This window comes from Enterobacter sp. UPMP2052, from assembly GCF_053709675.1.
Genome location: NZ_JBSKJR010000003.1, coordinates 102300 through 119021 on the forward strand (window position 1 = coordinate 102300; position 16722 = coordinate 119021).

General features: G+C 55.4%; 14 protein-coding genes and 1 pseudogene. 9 read left to right on the forward strand and 6 right to left on the reverse strand.

Annotation, left to right across the window (positions count from 1 at the left end; translation table 11 throughout):
- Positions 1 to 6: 6 nt before the first annotated feature.
- Positions 7 to 2670 (reverse strand): pyruvate dehydrogenase (acetyl-transferring), homodimeric type, encoded by a 2664-nt coding sequence (gene aceE / locus ACWKX3_RS12465; protein WP_058609688.1) that lies wholly within the window; start codon positions 2668 to 2670, stop codon positions 7 to 9.
- A 121-nt stretch (positions 2671 to 2791) separates the two neighbouring features.
- Positions 2792 to 3556: a pyruvate dehydrogenase complex transcriptional repressor PdhR gene (gene pdhR / locus ACWKX3_RS12470; RefSeq protein WP_006173806.1), complete on the reverse strand. Its 765-nt coding sequence runs from the start codon at positions 3554 to 3556 to the stop codon at positions 2792 to 2794.
- A 537-nt stretch (positions 3557 to 4093) separates the two neighbouring features.
- On the opposite strand from pdhR, the gene aroP reads away from it, so the two are divergent.
- From aroP to hofC, 6 genes and pseudogenes are all read left to right on the forward strand, one after another.
- Positions 4094 to 5464 carry an aromatic amino acid transporter AroP gene (gene aroP, locus ACWKX3_RS12475; RefSeq protein WP_006173808.1) on the forward strand — a complete coding sequence of 457 codons (1371 nt, stop codon included), beginning with the start codon at positions 4094 to 4096 and terminating at the stop codon, positions 5462 to 5464.
- 164 nt (positions 5465 to 5628) lie between these two features.
- A pseudogene (locus ACWKX3_RS12480) lies at positions 5629 to 5790 on the forward strand (MFS transporter); the annotation flags it as partial.
- A gap of 99 nt (positions 5791 to 5889) precedes the next feature.
- Positions 5890 to 6783 carry a carboxylating nicotinate-nucleotide diphosphorylase gene (gene nadC, locus ACWKX3_RS12485; protein WP_454541887.1) on the forward strand — a complete coding sequence of 298 codons (894 nt, stop codon included), beginning with the start codon at positions 5890 to 5892 and terminating at the stop codon, positions 6781 to 6783.
- 175 nt (positions 6784 to 6958) lie between these two features.
- Positions 6959 to 7396 carry a prepilin peptidase-dependent pilin gene (gene ppdD / locus ACWKX3_RS12490; RefSeq protein WP_058609685.1) on the forward strand — a complete coding sequence of 146 codons (438 nt, stop codon included), beginning with the start codon at positions 6959 to 6961 and terminating at the stop codon, positions 7394 to 7396.
- A gap of 12 nt (positions 7397 to 7408) precedes the next feature.
- The gene (gene gspE / locus ACWKX3_RS12495; protein WP_454541888.1) at positions 7409 to 8791 is read left to right on the forward strand and encodes a type II secretion system protein GspE; all 1383 of its coding nucleotides are present in this window, start codon (positions 7409 to 7411) and stop codon (positions 8789 to 8791) included.
- On the forward strand, positions 8781 to 9977 hold the full coding sequence (hofC, locus tag ACWKX3_RS12500; RefSeq protein WP_454541889.1) for a protein transport protein HofC: 1197 nt from the start codon (positions 8781 to 8783) through the stop codon (positions 9975 to 9977). The genes gspE and hofC overlap by 11 nt, the downstream gene beginning before the upstream one ends.
- 31 nt (positions 9978 to 10008) lie before the next feature.
- Here hofC and ACWKX3_RS12505 read toward each other — a convergent pair whose 3' ends face one another.
- On the reverse strand, positions 10009 to 11052 hold the full coding sequence (locus ACWKX3_RS12505) for a GMP reductase (RefSeq protein WP_006173824.1): 1044 nt from the start codon (positions 11050 to 11052) through the stop codon (positions 10009 to 10011).
- 228 nt (positions 11053 to 11280) lie between these two features.
- Here ACWKX3_RS12505 and coaE point away from each other — a divergent pair, with 228 nt between their 5' ends.
- The 3 genes from coaE to yacG are packed head-to-tail and all read left to right on the forward strand — an operon-like array spanning position 11281 to position 12848.
- Entirely contained in the window at positions 11281 to 11901 is a 621-nt protein-coding gene (gene coaE / locus ACWKX3_RS12510; protein WP_454541890.1) for a dephospho-CoA kinase, read from the forward strand.
- Positions 11901 to 12644 carry a cell division protein ZapD gene (gene zapD / locus ACWKX3_RS12515; protein ID WP_454541950.1) on the forward strand — a complete coding sequence of 248 codons (744 nt, stop codon included), beginning with the start codon at positions 11901 to 11903 and terminating at the stop codon, positions 12642 to 12644. The genes coaE and zapD overlap by 1 nt, the downstream gene beginning before the upstream one ends.
- A 9-nt stretch (positions 12645 to 12653) precedes the next feature.
- On the forward strand, positions 12654 to 12848 hold the full coding sequence (gene yacG / locus ACWKX3_RS12520; protein ID WP_454541891.1) for a DNA gyrase inhibitor YacG: 195 nt from the start codon (positions 12654 to 12656) through the stop codon (positions 12846 to 12848).
- A gap of 1 nt (position 12849) precedes the next feature.
- Here yacG and mutT read toward each other — a convergent pair whose 3' ends face one another.
- Genes mutT through secM form a run of 3 tightly spaced genes read right to left on the reverse strand, consistent with a single transcriptional unit; the run spans position 12850 to position 16569 of the window.
- On the reverse strand, positions 12850 to 13242 hold the full coding sequence (mutT, locus tag ACWKX3_RS12525) for an 8-oxo-dGTP diphosphatase MutT (RefSeq protein ID WP_042320465.1): 393 nt from the start codon (positions 13240 to 13242) through the stop codon (positions 12850 to 12852).
- Between the two features lie 57 nt (positions 13243 to 13299).
- Positions 13300 to 16005 (reverse strand): preprotein translocase subunit SecA, encoded by a 2706-nt coding sequence (gene secA, locus ACWKX3_RS12530; protein ID WP_058609681.1) that lies wholly within the window; start codon positions 16003 to 16005, stop codon positions 13300 to 13302.
- Positions 16006 to 16065: 60 nt separating this feature from the next.
- The gene (gene secM, locus ACWKX3_RS12535; protein WP_454541892.1) at positions 16066 to 16569 is read right to left on the reverse strand and encodes a secA translation cis-regulator SecM; all 504 of its coding nucleotides are present in this window, start codon (positions 16567 to 16569) and stop codon (positions 16066 to 16068) included.
- Positions 16570 to 16722: the final 153 nt, after the last annotated feature.

Consider the following 16722-nt stretch of genomic DNA (forward strand, 5'->3'; position numbering starts at 1 on the left):
TACCTCTTACGCCAGACGCGGGTTAACTTTTTCTGCATCGATGTTGAATTTGGTAATTGCATCCGCAACCACTTTCTTATCGATTTCGCCACGTTTAGCCAGTTCGCCCAGGGCTGCTACAACCACGTAAGAAGCATCAACTTCGAAGTGGTGACGCAGGTTTTCGCGGCTGTCAGAACGACCGAAGCCGTCAGTACCCAGAACGCGATAATCATCCGCTGGAACGTAAGTACGAACCTGCTCAGCGAACAGTTTCATATAGTCAGTAGACGCCACCGCTGGCGCGTCGTTCATCACCTGAGCGATGTACGGAACGCGTGGGGTTTCCATTGGGTGCAGCATGTTCCAGCGCTCACAATCCTGGCCATCACGCGCCAGTTCAGTGAAGGAAGTCACAGAGTACACATCGGAACCGACACCGTAGTCGTTCGCCAGGATCTGTGCTGCTTCACGGACGTGACGCAGGATAGAGCCGGAGCCCAGCAGCTGAACTTTACCTTTGCTACCTTCGAGGGTTTCGAGTTTGTAGATACCTTTACGGATACCTTCCTCGGCACCTGCTGGCATAGCCGGCATGTGGTAGTTTTCGTTCAGCGTGGTGATGTAGTAGTAAATGTTCTCTTGTGCTTCACCGTACATACGGGTCAGACCGTCGTGCATGATGACAGCCACTTCGTACGCGTAAGACGGGTCGTAAGAGATACAGTTAGGGATAGTCAGCGACTGAATGTGGCTGTGACCATCTTCGTGCTGCAGACCTTCACCGTTCAGGGTCGTACGACCAGAAGTACCCCCGATCAGGAAGCCGCGAGCCTGCTGGTCGCCCGCCTGCCAGCACAGGTCACCGATACGCTGGAAACCGAACATGGAGTAGTAGATGTAGAACGGGATCATCGGCAGGTTGTTGGTGCTGTAAGAGGTCGCAGCAGCCAGCCAGGACGCGCCTGCACCCAGCTCGTTGATACCTTCCTGCAGGATCTGGCCTTTCTCGTCTTCTTTGTAGTATGCAACCTGCTCACGGTCTTGCGGAGTGTACTGCTGGCCGTTCGGGCTGTAGATACCGATCTGACGGAACAGACCTTCCATACCGAAAGTACGCGCTTCGTCGGCGATGATTGGAACCAGACGATCTTTGATCGACTTGTTCTTCAGCATCACGTTCAGGGCACGCACGAAAGCGATAGTGGTGGAGATCTCTTTGTTCTGCTCTTCCAGCAGCTGAGAGAAGTCTTCCAGCGCTGGCAGTTCCAGTTTCTCGGTGAACTTAGGCTGACGAGCAGGCAGGTAGCCTTTCAGCGCCTGACGACGTTCGTGCAGGTATTTGTGCTCTTCAGAGCCTTCCGGGAAGGTGATGTAAGACAGGTTTTCTACCTGCTCATCGGTCACTGGAACGTTGAAACGGTCGCGGATATAACGCACGCCGTCCATGTTCATTTTCTTCACCTGGTGAGCGATGTTTTTACCTTCTGCGGTATCACCCATGCCGTAACCTTTGATGGTGTGGGCCAGGATTACAGTCGCTTTACCTTTGGTTTCCTGCGCTTTTTTCAGTGCCGCGTAGACTTTCTTCGGATCGTGACCACCACGGTTCAGCGCCCAGATCTGCTCATCAGTCCAGTCTGCAACCAGTGCGGCGGTTTCAGGGTATTTACCGAAGAAGTGCTCACGCACGTAGGCACCGTCTTTGGATTTGAAGGTCTGGTAGTCGCCGTCAACGGTTTCGTTCATCAGCTGGATCAGTTTACCGCTGGTGTCTTTACGCAGCAGCTCATCCCAACGACCGCCCCACATCACTTTAATCACGTTCCAGCCAGCACCCGCGAAGATGCCTTCCAGTTCGTTGATGATCTTGCCGTTGCCGGTTACCGGACCATCCAGACGCTGCAGGTTACAGTTGATGATGAAGCACAGGTTGTCCAGCTTCTCACGGGTCGCGATGGTGATCGCACCCTTAGATTCTGGCTCATCCATTTCGCCGTCACCCAGGAAGGCGTAAACGGTTTGCTCAGAGGTGTCTTTCAGACCACGGTGTTCCAGATATTTCAGGAATTTAGCCTGATAAATCGCACCGATTGGACCCAGACCCATAGATACGGTCGGGAACTGCCAGAATTCTGGCATCAGTTTAGGGTGCGGATAAGAAGACAGACCTTTACCGTGAACTTCCTGACGGAAGTTGTTCATCTGCTCTTCAGTCAGACGACCTTCCAGGAACGCACGCGCGTAGATGCCCGGAGAGATGTGGCCCTGGAAGTACACCAGATCGCCGCCGTCTTTCTCGTTGGCCGCACGGAAGAAGTGGTTGAAGCACACTTCATAAACGGTTGCAGAAGACTGGAAGGACGCCATGTGGCCACCCAGTTCCAGGTCTTTTTTGGACGCGCGCAGAACGGTCATGATGGCGTTCCAGCGGATAGCAGAACGAATACGACGTTCCAGATCCAGATTGCCCGGGTATTCCGGTTCGTCTTCGACGGCAATCGTGTTTACGTAGTTGTTAGCCCCTGCACCTGCAGCAACCTTCACACCGCCTTTGCGGGCTTCTGAAAGCAGCTGATCAATCAGATACTGAGCGCGCTCAACACCTTCTTCACGGATGACCGATTCGATCGCCTGTAGCCAGTCGCGAGTTTCGATCGGATCCACGTCATTTTGGAGACGTTCTGACATGGGGGTATTCCTTATCTATCTAATACGTTGATTTGTCTGGAACCTGTCCCATTGTATTTTCGTCAGAAAACACAATAAGACAGGTTCTGCGTTTAGTTGCCGCGCTCTAAAATGTCGGCGCTTAATCCTTTCGTTGCTGTATGCGGCGAAGTGAGCGTTCACGACGTGATTGCTCACGGCTGCGGTCCAGCAAGATTTCCTCAATGAAAGCCAGGTGACGGTGCGACGCTTCGCGCGCCTGCTCCGGTTCCCCGGCCATTATCGCCTCGAATACTCGGGTGCGATGGTTGCTTACCAGTGGGAGCATTTCCCGACGGGCATACAACAATTCAAAATTCTGACGAACGTTCTGGGCCAGCATCGGCTCCATGCAGCGTAGCAGATGGAGGAGCACCACGTTATGTGCTGCTTCGGTGACGGCAATTTGATACTGGACTACGGCGCTGGACTCGGCGTCTAAATCGCCGGACTGCTGTGCCCGTTCAATGGCCTGATGCAGTTCGCGGATACGCACGCGATCTTCATCAGTGCTGCGAAGCGCGGCGTAATAGGCCGCGATGCCTTCCAGCGCGTGACGGGTCTCAAGCAGATCAAACTGGGATTCTGGGTGGTCAGAGAGAAGTTCTACCAGCGGGTCGCTGAAGCTCTGCCACAGGCTGTTTTGCACAAAGGTTCCGCCGCCCTGACGACGAAGGAGCAAGCCCTTTGCTTCGAGACGTTGAATCGCCTCACGCAGAGAGGGACGGGAAACGTCGAACTGTTTTGCCAGCTCGCGTTCTGGCGGAAGTTTTTCACCCGGGCGCAGTGTCCCTTCGAGGATCAAAAACTCCAGCTGTTGCTCAATCACATCGGATAATTTTGGTTGGCGAATTTTGCTGTAGGCCATATTCCCTGTCTTACGCCTTTTTGCCCGGAGTCAATTGGTCTTACCAATTTCATGTTCGTATCGCTAAAGTAACAAAGTATTCACCTTCTGTCCATATTGGTTTTGATTGAAATCAGTAAAGCCTGCACTTTTTAACAACCTTACAGAAATAACGTTTCAGAAATGTAACTTTGCACAAATGAGTTGATTACCCACAAAGAGGCAGTTTTAACCTTAATGAAACGAGGGTTTTTACAATCTGAAGCGATTCAACAAGGCAAATCATGAAAATTCGCCCCCTTATGGAGCATTTCTATTCTATAGGTTGGGAGACGAAGGGTTAGCGCGCAGATTTACAAATGCTTTCTTTTTATTCAAGTCGTCATCGTCCCTTCATAAAGCAGGTGCATTCGCGGGCGCTTACCACTATTCTTGCGCTTACGGAAGTCATCTCCGATTTTTTCGGCATCGTTAGCCGTAAAGAAATAAATACAGAATATGGACTTTCATAATTACACACGCACAGCGTGAACATAACAACCACACACGAGGTTTCAAATGGAAGCTCAACAGCATGGCGATCAGCTCAAGCGCGGCCTCAAAAACCGCCATATACAGCTCATCGCATTGGGTGGTGCCATTGGTACCGGCCTGTTTCTGGGAAGCGCATCGGTTATCCAGTCAGCCGGACCAGGCATTATTTTGGGTTACGCCATCGCAGGGTTCATTGCCTTCCTGATTATGCGCCAGCTCGGTGAAATGGTCGTTGAAGAGCCGGTTGCAGGCTCGTTCAGCCACTTTGCTTATAAATACTGGGGGAGCTTTGCGGGCTTCGCCTCCGGCTGGAACTACTGGGTGCTGTACGTTCTGGTTGCCATGGCCGAACTGACCGCCGTCGGCAAGTACATTCAGTTCTGGTACCCGGAGATCCCCACCTGGGCTTCCGCCGCCGCGTTCTTCGTCATCATTAACGCCATTAACCTGACCAACGTGAAAGTGTTCGGTGAGATGGAGTTCTGGTTTGCAATCATCAAAGTCATTGCTGTTGTGGCGATGATTATCTTCGGCGGCTGGCTGCTGTTCAGCGGCAACGGCGGCCCGCAGGCGACGGTGCGTAACCTCTGGGAGCAGGGCGGGTTCCTGCCGCACGGCATGACCGGCCTGGTGATGATGATGGCGATCATTATGTTCTCCTTCGGCGGCCTGGAGCTGGTGGGCATCACTGCCGCAGAAGCCGATAACCCGGAGCAGAGCATTCCGAAAGCGACCAACCAGGTTATCTACCGTATTCTGATCTTCTACGTAGGCTCGCTGGCCGTGCTGCTTTCCCTGCTGCCCTGGACGCGCGTCACGGCGGATACCAGCCCGTTCGTTCTGATCTTCCACGAGCTGGGCGATACCTTTGTGGCGAACGCGCTGAACGTCGTGGTACTGACCGCCGCGCTGTCCGTGTATAACAGCTGCGTTTACTGCAACAGCCGTATGCTGTTTGGCCTGGCACAGCAGGGCAACGCCCCGAAAGCGCTGCTCAACGTCGACAAGCGTGGCGTACCGGTGAACACCATTATTGTTTCAGCCGTGGTCACTGCGCTGTGCGTGCTGATCAACTACCTGGCACCGGAATCGGCCTTTGGCCTGCTGATGGCGCTGGTGGTTTCTGCCCTGGTCATCAACTGGGCAATGATCAGCCTGGCGCACATCAAGTTCCGCCGCGCCAAGCAGCAGCAGGGCGTCACCACACGCTTCCCTGCCCTGCTCTATCCGCTGGGTAACTGGGTTTGCCTGCTGTTCATGGCGGCCGTACTGGTCATCATGCTGATTACCCCAGGCATGGCGATTTCCGTGTACCTGATCCCGGTCTGGATTGCGATCCTCGGCGTGGGCTATATGGTTAAGCAGAAAAATGCCAAAACGGTAAAAGCGCACTGATCCGCCTCCTCTGCGCCTGCCTCTAACGGGCGCAGAGGATTGTTACCTTCCTCACAGATTCACATCCACAGCCATTTTATCCATATCACCGCCTCTATGTTGCAACGCATATATCGCCTTGTCGGCGTTTAATTCTCTCCATACCGCAACCCGGAGAGCTGTCGATGGATAACAATAAACTGTCAGTAAAAGAGAAGATCGGCTATGGGATGGGCGACGCAGGATGTAACATCATCTTCGGCGCTATCATGCTGTTTGTTAACTATTTCTATACGGATATTTTTGGTCTTGCCCCCGCGCTGGTCGGCGTTCTGCTGCTGTCCGTTTTCTAACAGCATGCTGGAACTCCTTATGTGTGGTGCAGTTTCTCGGTTCAGAGTAGCATGTTTCAATATTATGATTCGTTACCAATTTGGAGTTTTATCATGCCGCCTCGCCGCTATAACCCCGACCATCGACGTGACGCGCTTCTGGAACGTATTAACAGAGATATTCCGGCAAGCGTTGCCCAGGCTTTAAAAGAGGACCTGGGCGGCGACGTGAATGCCGATAACGATATTACCGCACAATTATTGCCGAAAGAGACACACTCGCACGCGGTGATCATCACCCGTGAAGAGGGCGTGTTCTGCGGTAAACGCTGGGTTGAAGAGGTCTTTACCCAGCTTGCGGGCGACGAGGTGAAGGTTACCTGGCATGTTGAAGATGGCGATACCCTCATCCCCAATCAACCGCTGTTCGAGCTTGATGGCCCCTCCCGTCTGCTGCTGACCGGTGAGCGCACCGCGCTTAACTTTGTCCAGACGCTTTCCGGCGTCGCCAGTGAAGTTCGCCGCTACGTTGACCTGCTGGCCGGCACGCGTACGCAGCTGCTGGACACGCGCAAAACCTTGCCGGGCCTGCGCACCGCCCTGAAATACGCCGTGCTCTGCGGCGGCGGCACGAACCACCGTCTGGGCTTATCCGACGCCTTCCTGATCAAAGAGAACCACATTATTGCCTCTGGCTCGGTACGCCAGGCCGTGGAGAAAGCCTTCTGGCTGCACCCGGATGTGCCGGTCGAGGTGGAAGTCGAAACCCTTGAAGAGCTGGAGCAGGCCATTAAGGCGGGCGCGGATATCATCATGCTCGATAACTTCGAGACGGAGCAAATGCGCGAGGCGGTAAAACTCACTAACGGACAGGCGCGGCTTGAGGTCTCTGGCAACGTAACCTTCGATACCATCCGCGAGTTCGCCGAAACCGGCGTGGATTACATCTCCGTGGGTGCGCTGACCAAACACGTACGTGCCCTCGATCTCTCGATGCGCTTCAAATAATACGTCCTCCCCTCTCCACCCGGAGAGGGGAAAATAGAACCCCGCTCGCAAAGATAATGCCCTGGTGTGCAACAACGCATTAAATCCCTGAAAGTCTCTTCCCGTTCCTTTTTTTGCCCCTCGTCTGTCTTCTCGCCTGCTGACAAAGTAGCGCTACCTAATCTGAGGAGCAGATATGAACAGACAACACGGATTTACGCTCATTGAGCTGATGGTGGTCATTGGCATTATTGCCATCCTGAGCGCCATTGGTGTACCCGCCTACCAGAACTACCTGCGAAAAGCCGCGCTCACCGATATGCTGCAAACCTTCGTTCCCTACCGCACCGCCATTGAGCTGTGCGCGCTGGATCACGGGGGTGTGGAGCGCTGCGACGCGGGCAGCAACGGCATTCCTTCCGCCACCACGACGCGCTATGTCTCTGCCATGAGCGTCGCGTCAGGCATTGTGACGTTAACCGGCCAGGAGAGTCTGAACGGGCTTGAAGTGGTGATGACGCCGCAGTGGAACGAGGGCAACGGCATGACGGGCTGGAAGCGCGACTGCAATATCGCTGACGACAGCGCCCTGAAGCAGGCCTGCGAAGACGTCTTCCGCTTCGATGATCACTGACAGGAGCCGAGGATGAATACCGAACAACTCACGGCGCTCTGTCAGCGCCACCATGCCATGCTGTTGACCAGCGACGACGATATGATTGGCATTGCGGTGGTTGGCAATCCCGGGACGGAACTGATGGAGGCGTTACGCTTCGCGACGCAAAAGCGCATCGATATTGAATGCTGGACCGCCGAGCGCATGGAAAAGCAGCGACAGTTCGCCTCGCCTTCTCCGCTGCCAGCGATTCCCGCCGCTCGTACTGCGGTGGATGCCCTGAATAATACGCTGCGCGAGGCGCTAAGCCAGCGCGCCTCGGATATTCATATCGAACCGTCAGAACACGCCTGCCAGATCCGTTTACGTATCGATGGCGTGCTCTGTCCACTGCCGCCGCTTGCGCCCGCGCTGGCGAACACGCTCATCGCCCGGCTAAAGGTCCTTGGAGATTTGGATATCGCCGAACGCCGTCTGCCGCAGGACGGGCAATTTACGGTCGAGCTGGCAGAGAAGCCCGTCTCTTTTCGTATCGCCACCCTTCCGTGCAGCGGCGGAGAAAAGATCGTCCTGCGCCTGCTGCATCAGGTCCAGCAGACGCTGGACGTGGGTCAACTTGGGATGAGTGCGAATCAGCTCGCGCGCTTCACCGACGCCCTGCACAAACCTCAGGGGCTGATTTTGGTCACCGGACCTACCGGCAGCGGCAAAACCGTCACGCTCTACAGCGCGCTGCAGGCACGTAACGCGCCTGAGGTGAATATTTGCAGCGTGGAGGACCCCATTGAAATTCCGCTCGCCGGATTAAACCAGACGCAAATCAACCCACGTGCGGGCTTAACCTTTCAGAGCGTGCTGCGGGCGCTGCTGCGTCAGGATCCGGACATCATCATGGTGGGGGAGATCCGCGATGGCGAAACGGCGGAAATTGCCATCAATGCCGCCCAAACCGGACACCTGGTTCTGTCCACGCTCCACACCAACTCAACGGCAGAAACGCTTGTCCGCCTGCAGCAAATCGGCGTTGCGCGCTGGACGATCTCCTCTGCCCTCTCGCTGGTTGTGGCTCAACGGCTGGTTCGCCGCCTGTGCCCACACTGCCGGAAAGAGGCGAGCAGCAAAACGGAATTACCCCGCTCAGTGTGGCCCCGGCCACTGCCGCGCTGGCTGCCCTCAGGCTGCGACCGCTGCTATCACGGTTTTTATGGCCGCGTGGCTATTTTTGAAGTACTGGCGATCGACAATGCGTTGCGTCAGGCAATCGCCAGCGGCGCAACGAGTGACATCATAAATGAGAGCGCCCGTCAGGCGGGTATGCTGTCGCTGTTTGAACACGGCTGCCTGGCCGTGGAGCAAGGGCTCACGACCGTCGAAGAGCTTCTGCGCGTGCTGGGAATGCCTGATGACTGCTAATCAGCTGTGGCAATGGCGGGCGCTGTCACACGACGGTGAACTGCAGCAAGGAACGCTGTGGGCGCAAAACCGCGAGGCGGCGTTTGCCACATTAATGCATAAAAACCTGCATCCGCTGGCGCTCAAGCGCCGCAGGTTACGCCAGCGTTGGCAGATCGATCACTGCTACGCTATTTTCCAGCAGCTCGCCACGCTGCTACAGGCGGGTCTGACCCTGTCGCACAGCCTGGCGATGCTGGCACAGCAGCACCCTTTGCCGCAATGGCGGGCGTTACTGCAGGCCATTGCCGATGACCTCAGCGAAGGGTGTGCCTTCTCTGAGGCCCTAAAACAGTGGCCCGAGGTGTTTCCTCCGCTGTATGTCGCGATGGTCAAAACGGGCGAGCTCACGGGTAAGCTGGAGACCTGCTGCCGCCAGCTTGCACAGCAGCAGAAGTCTCAGCAACTTCTGCGCGCAAAGGTGATGAAGGCGCTGCGCTACCCCATCATCATCCTGACGCTGGCCGCAGCGGTGGTACTGGCGATGGTTACGCTGGTCCTGCCGGAGTTCGCCGCCATCTACAGCACATTCAATACGCCGCTCCCCTGGCTGACGCAGAGTGTAATGCGCTTGTCGGCGTTCATTCAGCATCATGCGGTCGTACTGATCGTTCTGTTCATTACCCCTTTTATCGGCGCGTATGGCCTCAGGCGGCATCCTCTATGGCAACAATTCAGCCAGCGTCTGTTGCTGCGTTTACCGATCCTGGGTGCGCTGGCACGGGGGCAAAAACTGGGACAGATCTTTACCGTTCTGACGCTGACCCAGCAGGCAGGCATCGCCTTTTTACACGGCATGGAAAGCGCGGCGGAGACCGTTGAAAGCCTGTTCTGGCAAGAGCTACTGACGGGGATCCGTGAAGATGTCGCGCAGGGGTCGCCTGTCTGGTCTGCATTTCAGAAGTCAGGTGTGTTTACGCCCCTGTGCATACAGCTGGTTCGCACCGGCGAAATCTCGGGTGCGCTCGACGCGATGCTGGCAAACCTGGCACGTCATCATACGGAGCAGACGCTCCAGCAGGGGGACAACCTGGCGGCGCTTCTTGAGCCTTTACTGCTGATCGTGACGGGGGTGATTATCGGGACGCTGGTGGTGGCGATGTACCTGCCGATTTTTCATCTGGGCGATGCGATGAGCGCGGGATAGCGCTGGCGCAAGGATGCGCCAGCGAAAGCCATTACAGGCTGTTGAATACGCGGTTTTCCTGTTCCTGAACGCGAATAAACGTCGTGCGTTTCGTCAGCTCTTTCAGGCGGGAGGCACCCACGTAGGTGCAGGCAGAACGCAGGCCGCCGAGGATATCGCGCGCCGTGTTTTCTACCGGGCCGCGCAGTGGCAGCTTAACGGTTTTGCCTTCTGCCGCGCGGTATTTTGCCACGCCGCCGACATGACGCGTCATCGCGGATTCAGAGCTCATGCCGTAGAACAGCATAAATTTCTCACCGTTTTCTTCCACCACGGTACCGCCGCTCTCTTCATGGCCTGCCAGCATACCGCCAAGCATCACGAAATCAGCGCCGCCGCCGAAAGCTTTAGCCACATCGCCCGGCATGGTGCAGCCACCGTCGCTGATGATCTGCCCGCCAAGGCCATGTGCCGCATCCGCACACTCAATCACCGCAGACAGCTGCGGATAACCGACGCCGGTTTTCACACGCGTGGTGCAGACAGAACCCGGGCCAATGCCCACTTTCACGATATCCGCGCCGGAGAGGATCAGCTCTTCACACATTTCGCCGGTCACCACGTTGCCCGCGATGATGGTTTTTGTCGGCCAGGCTTCACGCGCTTTGCTGACGAACTGAACGAAGTGTTCTGAATAACCATTCGCAACATCAATACAAACAAAATTCAGCGCCGGGTTGGCGTTCAGGATCTGTTTGGTTTTCTCGAAATCAGCATCGGACGTGCCGGTAGAGACCATCACATGCTTAATCACTTCATCAGAGGCAGCAGCGACAAATTCGTTCCACTCTTCCGGGCTATAGTGCTTATGCACGGCGGTCAGCACGTCAAATTTGGCCAGCGCTGTTGCCATGGCAAAGGTACCCACCGTGTCCATATTGGCCGCGATAATAGGCACGCCAGACCAGGTCTGACCGGAGTGTTTAAAGGTGAATTGACGATCGAGTTCAACGTCTGAGCGACTTTTCAGCGTAGAGCGTTTAGGGCGGATAAGAACGTCTTTGAAACCTAACTTCAGATCTTCTTCGATACGCATGTGCGGATTCCTGGGGTTAGAGGCAAAAATGTTAAAAGCACAACTCCAGTGACGTTATCATACGCACTAATACCTGCTCCGCAAGACTGCGAAAATCTCTTTTTTTACGCTACAATCCTATAAATTTACCTGAGAAAAGGCGGGTAAAGGGAGCGAAACATCGCGTGCAGCATGTTTGAATTTCAAGCAACTGATTTTAAAAATGAATAATTCCCAGGATTTGATTTAATGGGGTACATCGTCGCATTAACCGGCGGCATCGGTAGTGGTAAAAGTACCGTTGCGAACGCGTTTTCTCGTCTGGGCATCACGATAATCGATGCCGATATTATTGCCCGTCAGGTGGTAGAGCCGAATACACCAGCGCTAAAAGCCATCGAAACGCATTTCGGCAGCCGCATCCTCAATGCGGATGGCACGCTTAACCGTCGGCAGCTTCGCGAATACATTTTTTCTGATTCTTCAGAAAAAGTCTGGCTTAATGCCCTGCTCCACCCCATTATCCACCAGGAAACCCAGCGTCAGATCGCTGAAGCACGCTCGCCCTATGTTCTGTGGGTTGTCCCGCTGTTGGTCGAAAACCAGCTGCAGAGAAAAGCCGACAGAGTTCTGGTGATCGACGTGTCTCCCGAGACGCAGATCCAGCGCACCATGGCCCGCGACAATGTTTCGCGCGAGCATGCTGAACAAATTCTTGCCGCTCAGGCCACGCGCGATGCGCGCCTTGCCGTAGCGGATGATGTTATTGATAATAACGGCGCACCAGATGCCATCGCATCGGATGTTGCCCGCCTGCATGAGAAGTATCTGTCGTTCGCCGCGCAGGCCGTTGCACAGGAAAAACCATGATGTCGACCCATATCCTTTTTGAGCATCCACTTAATGAAAAAATGCGCACCTGGCTGCGTATTGAGTTTTTGCTCCAACAGCTTTCACATCACCCCTCTATTAGCGACCATGCCGCGGCACTGCACTTCTTCCGCAATATTGGCGACTTGCTGGATGTGATTGAACGCGGTGATGTTCGCACGGAATTGCTGAAAGAGCTGGAGCGCCAGCAGCGTAAATTACAGGCGTGGGCAGAGGTGCCTAGCGTTGACCAGAGCCGCATCGATTCGCTTCGTCAGCAGTTGAAAAACAGCAGCACGATCCTGATGGGCGCACCGCGCGTCGGGCAATTTTTACGTGAAGACCGCCTCATCGCCCTGGTCCGCCAGCGTCTGAGTATTCCGGGCGGCTGCTGCAGCTTTGACCTGCCGACGCTTCACATGTGGCTGCACATGCCGCAGGCGCAACGTGACGCACAGGTGCACAGCTGGCTGGCAAGCCTGGACCCAATGAATCAGGCCCTGACGCTGGTGCTTGATCTTATCCGCAACTCGGCCCCTTTCCGCAAGCAGACCAGCCTCAACGGGTTCTATCAGGATAACGGCGACGACGCGGATCTGCTGCGCCTCAATCTCTCTCTTGGCGAGCAGCTCTATCCGCAAATTTCCGGCCATAAAAGCCGTTTTGCGATCCGCTTTATGCCGCTCGACAGCGAAAATGGCACCGTACCGGAGCGCCTTGATTTTGAACTGGCCTGTTGTTAAGGAGTGCCCGTGACTGACATTACTACCGTAATCTGCCCCACCTGTGGGAAAACCGTTGTCTGGGGCGAAATCAGCCCGTTTCGCCCGTTCTGCTGCAAGCGCTGCCAGCTGATAGACCTTGGCGAATGGGCCGCGGAAGAGAAACGCATCCCGAGTGAAGGCGATCTTTCTGACAGCGACGACTGGAGCGAAGAGCAGCGGTAAGTTAACCGCCCTCTACTAACCGGGTGATCACGGGCGCATTGGCGGGTGGGAATTTTTCCGCATCACTCGCCTGAAGCGCAACCCAGTTACCCGGTTGCCCCTCTTTGCCCCAGGGCTCGCCTTCCCAGTTTTCCACCAGCCAGAACCACAGCGTAACGTGGCGATCCGGAAACTGATACTCCAGCTTATCAAACAGCGTAGCGCCCAGCGGGGTGATACCCACCTCTTCCTGAAGCTCGCGCACCAGCGCCTGTTCCGGCGTTTCGCCTGACTCTATTTTCCCGCCAGGAAACTCCCACTTATTCGCCATATGGGCGTCGGCGGCACGCTGGGTAATGAAGATCTGATGTTGCGGGTTACGGATAATCCCGACGGCGATTTGCAAAGTTTTCATCATGTCGCTTCCATAAAAAAGGCGCAGTAATCTGCGCCTTTTCAGTGTGTAAACGTCTTAGCTCAGGCGGCCGTGGCACGCCTTGTATTTTTTGCCTGAACCACATGGGCATGGGTCGTTGCGGCCCACTTTGCGATCGCCTGTCTGCGCGGCAATCGCTTCCGCCGCTTCACTCTCGTCAGTCTGGTGGCTCAGTTGCTGCATCTGGGCCAGACGCTCGGCCTCTTCGCGACGCTGCTCTTCCATCGCTTCCACTTCTTCAGGCATACGTACCTGAACTTTGCTCAGGGTGCTGATCACTTCATACTTCAGCGACTCCAGCATGGCGGCAAACATGGAGAAGGATTCACGCTTGTACTCCTGCTTCGGATCTTTCTGTGCATAGCCACGCAGGTGAATACCCTGACGCAGGTAGTCCATCGCCGCCAGGTGCTCTTTCCACAGGGAGTCGAGCGTTTGCAGCATCACGCCTTTCTCGAAGTGACGCATCATCTCTGCGCCGACCACCTCTTCTTTGCGCTTATACACTTCCAGCGCGTGCTCAAAGATACGCTCACGCAGCGTCTCTTCGTGCAGCTCAGGCTCTTTGTCCAGCCACTCTTTGATTGGCAGATCGAGGTCGAAGTCGTTTTTCAGACGTTCCTGCAGGCCTTCGATATCCCACATCTCTTCCAGAGATTGCGGTGGAATATGGCCGTCGATGGTTGCCTTGAAGACATCTTCACGGATGCTGTTAATGGTTTCGCTTACGTCGGACACGTCCAGCAGTTCGTTACGCTGGGTGTAGATCGCACGGCGCTGGTCGTTGGCCACGTCATCATATTCCAGCAGCTGCTTACGAATATCGAAGTTACGGCTTTCCACTTTACGCTGGGCGTTCGCAATCGCTTTGGTTACCCATGGGTGCTCGATCGCTTCGCCTGGTTTCATACCCAGTTTACGCATCATGCCGGACACGCGGTCAGAGGCGAAAATACGCATCAGCGCATCTTCCATAGACAGGTAGAAACGGGAAGAACCAGCATCACCCTGACGACCCGCACGGCCACGCAGCTGGTTATCGATACGACGAGATTCATGACGTTCGGTACCGATGATATGCAAGCCGCCTGAAGCCAGAACGGCATCGTGACGCACCTGCCAGTCGGCTTTGATCTGCGCGATCTGCTCTGGCGTTGGGTTTTCCAGTTCAGCGACTTCTGCCTGCCAGCTACCGCCGAGCATGATGTCGGTACCACGACCCGCCATGTTGGTGGCGATGGTAACGGCTCCCGGATAACCCGCCTGCGCAACGATATCCGCTTCTTTTGCGTGGAACTTGGCGTTCAGAACGTTGTGTTTAATACCCGCTTTGGTCAGCTCGTTTGAAACCACTTCGGATTTCTCGATGGAGATGGTCCCCACCAGCACCGGCTGGCCTGCTGCGGTACGATCGCGAATATCTTCGATGATCGCCTGAATTTTTTCTGCTTCGGTCATGTAGACCAGATCCGGCATGTCCTTACGGATCATTGGACGGTTCGTCGGTACCACCACGGTATCCAGCTTGTAGATGGAGCTGAATTCAAACGCTTCGGTATCCGCAGTACCGGTCATCCCGGCCAGCTTCTCATACAGACGGAAGTAGTTCTGGAAGGTGATGGAGGCCAGCGTCTGGTTTTCGTTCTGGATCTCAACACCTTCTTTGGCTTCAACGGCCTGGTGCAGACCATCGGACCAGCGACGGCCCTGCATGGTACGGCCGGTGTGTTCGTCAACGATGATCACTTCACCGTCTTTCACGATGTAGTCAACGTCGCGGGTGAACAGCGCGTGGGCGCGCAGCGCCGCCGTCACATGGTGCATCAGCATGATGTTGGTCGGAGAGTACAGTGACTCACCCTCTTCCATAATGCCCTGTTCAACCAGCAATTCTTCAATCTGAACCAGACCGCGCTCGGTCAGGTTGACCTGACGTGCTTTTTCATCCACGGAGAAGTGACCTTCACCCTGGAAGGTGTCGGAGTCTTCTTTTTCCTGACGCAGGAGGTGCGGAATGATTTTATCGACTTTGCGGTACATCTCGGAGCTGTCTTCGGCCGGGCCGGAGATGATCAGCGGGGTACGCGCCTCATCGATCAGGATGGAGTCCACCTCATCCACCAGCGCATAGTGCAGTTTACGCTGAACGCGCTCTTCCGGGCTGAACGCCATGTTGTCACGCAGGTAGTCGAAACCGTATTCGTTGTTGGTACCGTAGGTGATGTCCGCGTTATAGGCTTCACGCTTGGCCGGAGCAGGCAGACCGGACATGTTGATGCCCACGGTCAAGCCCAGGAACTCGAACAGCGGGCGGTTGTTTTCGGCGTCACGCTGTGCCAGATAGTCGTTGACGGTAACCACGTGTACGCCTTTACCGGTCAGCGCGTTCAGGTAAGCCGGCAGCGTTGCGGTCAGGGTTTTACCTTCACCGGTACGCATTTCCGCGATGCAGCGTTCGTTGAGCACCATGCCGCCCAGCAGCTGAACGTCGAAGTGGCGCATGCCGAATACACGCTTACTGGCTTCACGCACAACGGCGAAAGCTTCCGGGATCAGGCTTTCTAAAGTTTCACCTTTCTCCAGACGGGCGCGGAATTCCGCGGTCTTGGCTTTCAGCTCATCATCAGACAGCTTCTCCATCGCCGGTTCCATGCCGTTGATAACGGAGACAGCTTTGCGCATACGGCGCAGGGTACGATCGTTACGACTACCAAAAACTTTGGTTAATAATTTGATTAGCATAATAAATTCTCAAACGCCCCAGTGCGGGCAGATAAATTAAGGTATTGAAAAAGGGTTAATTTAGCTGAGGCGCTGAGGCCCGGCGCGAATACCGTGGGCATGGCTGATCCATGAGGAAACAGAGAATGTGGCGGGAGAAACGAACGCGACGTGCGTCTTCTGGCGTACAGCAACCGGCGGCTGGCTATCCTGCGTCAGCAGGGCATTGAGCGTGTCCAGCAGAGCAAGGTGCTGTACCTGAGCAGGCAGCGTCTGTTCCGCCACCGGCATCGTCTGCGGTGCCATTGCGAATGACAGATGACGAATAACCGTGCGGATGGCGTGCTGGTGCCAGTAATCAACCGAGTAATTAGGCCGGCGATTGGCTTCAAGCCACGCGAGGTTAGTAATGTTAACCCGCGTGCTGAGATCGTGTTTACTGGTGGAGGCTTTGGTTGGCGTGTCCGCCTGAGCGCTGTTGCTGAGCGCAGGCAAGCCGAGGCTTGCCGCGACCATCCCTAATAAGAGATGCGGCCAGAAATAACGTCTGCCAAATTGTCGCCAGCGCGTCAGTATTCCGCTCACCTGCTCCACCACATAAGCCAGCCTGATACAGGCCGGGATCAATTATTCTTTTAGCGCCCAGATATTACCACTAAAGCCAATGCACATCAGCAGGAATGACGAGTTGCAGCGAGGAAAAACGGTCAAGAATGCAGCTAACGGACGGATTTTCAG

Coding starts and splice junctions, on each gene's coding strand:
- aceE (WP_058609688.1), bottom strand. CDS start 2,670: ATGTCAGAACGTCTCCAAAATGACGTGGATCCGATCGAAACTCGCGAC.
- pdhR (WP_006173806.1), bottom strand. CDS start 3,556: ATGGCCTACAGCAAAATTCGCCAACCAAAATTATCCGATGTGATTGAG.
- aroP (WP_006173808.1), top strand. CDS start 4,094: ATGGAAGCTCAACAGCATGGCGATCAGCTCAAGCGCGGCCTCAAAAAC.
- nadC (WP_454541887.1), top strand. CDS start 5,890: ATGCCGCCTCGCCGCTATAACCCCGACCATCGACGTGACGCGCTTCTG.
- ppdD (WP_058609685.1), top strand. CDS start 6,959: ATGAACAGACAACACGGATTTACGCTCATTGAGCTGATGGTGGTCATT.
- gspE (WP_454541888.1), top strand. CDS start 7,409: ATGAATACCGAACAACTCACGGCGCTCTGTCAGCGCCACCATGCCATG.
- hofC (WP_454541889.1), top strand. CDS start 8,781: ATGACTGCTAATCAGCTGTGGCAATGGCGGGCGCTGTCACACGACGGT.
- ACWKX3_RS12505 (WP_006173824.1), bottom strand. CDS start 11,052: ATGCGTATCGAAGAAGATCTGAAGTTAGGTTTCAAAGACGTTCTTATC.
- coaE (WP_454541890.1), top strand. CDS start 11,281: ATGGGGTACATCGTCGCATTAACCGGCGGCATCGGTAGTGGTAAAAGT.
- zapD (WP_454541950.1), top strand. CDS start 11,901: ATGTCGACCCATATCCTTTTTGAGCATCCACTTAATGAAAAAATGCGC.
- mutT (WP_042320465.1), bottom strand. CDS start 13,242: ATGAAAACTTTGCAAATCGCCGTCGGGATTATCCGTAACCCGCAACAT.
- secA (WP_058609681.1), bottom strand. CDS start 16,005: ATGCTAATCAAATTATTAACCAAAGTTTTTGGTAGTCGTAACGATCGT.